Annotated in this window: 3 protein-coding genes; 2 read left to right on the top strand and 1 reads right to left on the bottom strand. The window is 54.2% G+C overall.

All coding sequences use genetic code 11. The annotated features are described in order from the left end of the window. Positions 1-422: pyridoxal-phosphate dependent enzyme (locus AC2FND_RS19970; RefSeq protein ID WP_496771447.1), on the bottom strand; the 422-nt coding region annotated here is incomplete at its 3' end. A 125-nt stretch (positions 423-547) separates the two neighbouring features. On the opposite strand from AC2FND_RS19970, the gene AC2FND_RS19975 reads away from it, so the two are divergent. Both AC2FND_RS19975 and AC2FND_RS19980 read left to right on the top strand, forming a co-directional pair. Continuing rightward, positions 548-1012, top strand: coding sequence for an Lrp/AsnC family transcriptional regulator (locus AC2FND_RS19975; protein WP_480506095.1), 465 nt, complete (start codon positions 548-550; stop codon positions 1010-1012). Positions 1013-1206: 194 nt separating this feature from the next. Beyond that, positions 1207-2361 carry an amidohydrolase gene (locus AC2FND_RS19980; RefSeq protein WP_496771448.1) on the top strand — a complete coding sequence of 385 codons (1155 nt, stop codon included), beginning with the start codon at positions 1207-1209 and terminating at the stop codon, positions 2359-2361. The last annotated feature ends 114 nt before the right edge of the window (positions 2362-2475 follow it).

The following is a 2475-nucleotide window of genomic DNA, read 5'->3' on the forward strand; positions in this document are numbered from 1 at the left end:
GCTCTGAGGCGACCGGCAAACCCTTCGGGTACGGTCTTTGCAAGGTGAATCCGAGCCTTAGCCCTAAACGCCCGTGCTCCGGCTGCAACGCCCATGCCGTGATTGCCAGCACTTGCGCAAACGAAAGTGTGGGCTGCCGCAAATTTTTGAAAATCGGCATCCCTCATCCGTGAAAGGGACAGCGCTTCACCCGTTTCTCTTAGCCACGCCTCCTCAAGAATGCGCGCAACGGCGTAAGGCGCACCCAGCGCCTTGAAAGCGCCAAGCCCCATACGTTGCGTTTCGTCCTTGGCATAAACGTTCAAGCCGCCAGGACCTTTGATTTCGATCAGCGGTGAAACAGCATAGTTCTCCTGTGCCTGAAAGAACTCCAGAGCACGGGTGAAATCCGGTGCGAAATTGAGGTTTTCGGTACATGTCATGTGTTTTTCATCCGCTGTAATTGTGAGCGGAGATGTTGCATGACTCGCCTGTTCCAATTTATCGTATTTAACTCTACCTTCGATAATCGATTTCACAGAAGACGCTTCTTCCGAGGGGATTTTTCATGAGTGTCGAACTTGACGATGCAGACGCGACAATTCTCAGAACGCTTCAGAAGGATTGCCGAGTTGGTTTGGAACAACTGGCGCAGGAGTGCAGCCTTTCGGTTCCGTCCGTGCAGCGGAGACTTAAAAGGCTACGGGATTCCGGGCTGATCCTTAAAGAGGTCGCAGTCCTCAATCCAACGCGCTTCGACTACAAGATGACATTCGTTGTTCTTGTGGAGCTAGATCGAGAGAGCCTACAGCACCTCGACGTTTTTCGAAAACGCGCCAGAAACGAACCGCAGGTTCAGCAATGCTATTACGTGACCGGTGACGCCGATTTCATACTGGTCTGCGTGGCCCAGGATATGAAGGATTATGAGGACCTGACCCGGCGGTTGTTCTTTGACAACTCCAACGTCCGCAGATTTCGCACTTCTGTCGCAATGGATCGCACTAAGATCGGCCTCGAGCTACCTATCTGACTTTTTGCCTAAAAATCTGTTCTGAGCGCGGTCGGCCGAGTCGAATGTTTTCCAGCAGTTGACAGCCTTTCGTGTATTATCCCGTCTGGAATTGCCGCTTTGGTGAAAGTTTTTCTGTCTGCGGGGCGGAAACTTGATGTAACTCGTGCATGACCACTGTGTAAAACCGTCCCAAATCATACACGGATGGCGAAATGAGCGATTTTGAGACCCGTTTGATCGAACTTCGGCGTGATCTGCACAAAAACGCCGAGCTTGGTTTTCAGGAAACACGGACCAAGAAGGTTGTGGCCGAACGTCTGCGCGCACTCGGGATCGAAGTACATGAAGGCGTCGGCATAGTTGGCGTGCTACGATCCGGGGATGGTAACAAGGCCGTCGGGCTACGCGCTGACATGGATGCCTTGCCGATCACCGAAACATCGGTGCATGACTACGTCTCGAAAACGCCCGGAGTGATGCATGCGTGCGGTCATGACGGTCATACTGCAATGCTTCTTGGGGCGGCAGAGCGGCTGGCACAAGATCCTGCCTTCGACGGCACCGTCGTCTTTCTTTTCCAGCCGAACGAAGAGCATGGTCTTGGCGCGCGCGCGATGATCGACGAAGGTGTGCTGGAGCGGTTTCCGGTCGAAGAAGTGTATGCAATTCACAATCTGCCTGGTGCGCCCACCGGCCAGATTTCGACGCGCACCGGAATCATCTGCAACAGTGAAACGCTTTTTGAAATTGCTGTAAAAGGGCAAGGCGGCCATGCGTCCATGCCTGAGACCGGCGTCGACGCGATAACTGTGGGTTCTGAAATTGTGCTCGCTTTGCAGACAGTGGTGGCGCGAAAGCTTTCGCCTGCGTCCGGCGCAGTCATCTCAGTCACGGAATTCCTGACCGACGGTCAACGAAATGTCCTGCCTGGCAACGCAACGCTTAAGGGTGACTTCCGCGCCAGATCTCCCGAAGATCGCGTGGCCATCGAACGTTTCATGCGCCAGATTGCCGAAGGAGTGGCAGCGGCGCACGGAATCGAAGCGTCCGTGAGCTTCGACACTCAGTTTGTAGAGACCATCAACTCCAAGGGGCCAGTCGAGGCAGTATACCGCGCTGCCGAAGTCGCAGGTTGTGACCTGATTAGCAACCGACCTCCGATGAGCTTTTCGGAAGATTTCGCACAATTCTCGGCCGCCGTACCGGGCTGTTTTCTGCTGTTAGGAAATGGCGAGGTTGGACCAAATGCCCAACCGCTCCATACCTCTGACTATGACTTCAATGATGCTCTGTTGACTATCGGCACAGAATTCTGGGTCAAACTTGTGCAGGACCGCCTGCCACTTCAAAAGGATCACTATTCATGAACGCCCCACGACGCGGCTTCGACAACAAAGAATACGCAACCCGCACAGCAGCGGCACAAGCAAAGATGGCCGAAGCTGGAATGGCAGGCATGCTGCTGACCACTGAACCGGAGG

Source organism: Ruegeria sp. BHSB056, assembly GCF_059613305.1.

What these genes read in the sequence shown, in the direction of transcription:
- AC2FND_RS19975 (WP_480506095.1), top strand. Translation starts at nt 548, where the DNA reads ATGAGTGTCGAACTTGACGATGCAGACGCGACAATTCTCAGAACGCTT.
- AC2FND_RS19980 (WP_496771448.1), top strand. Translation starts at nt 1,207, where the DNA reads ATGAGCGATTTTGAGACCCGTTTGATCGAACTTCGGCGTGATCTGCAC.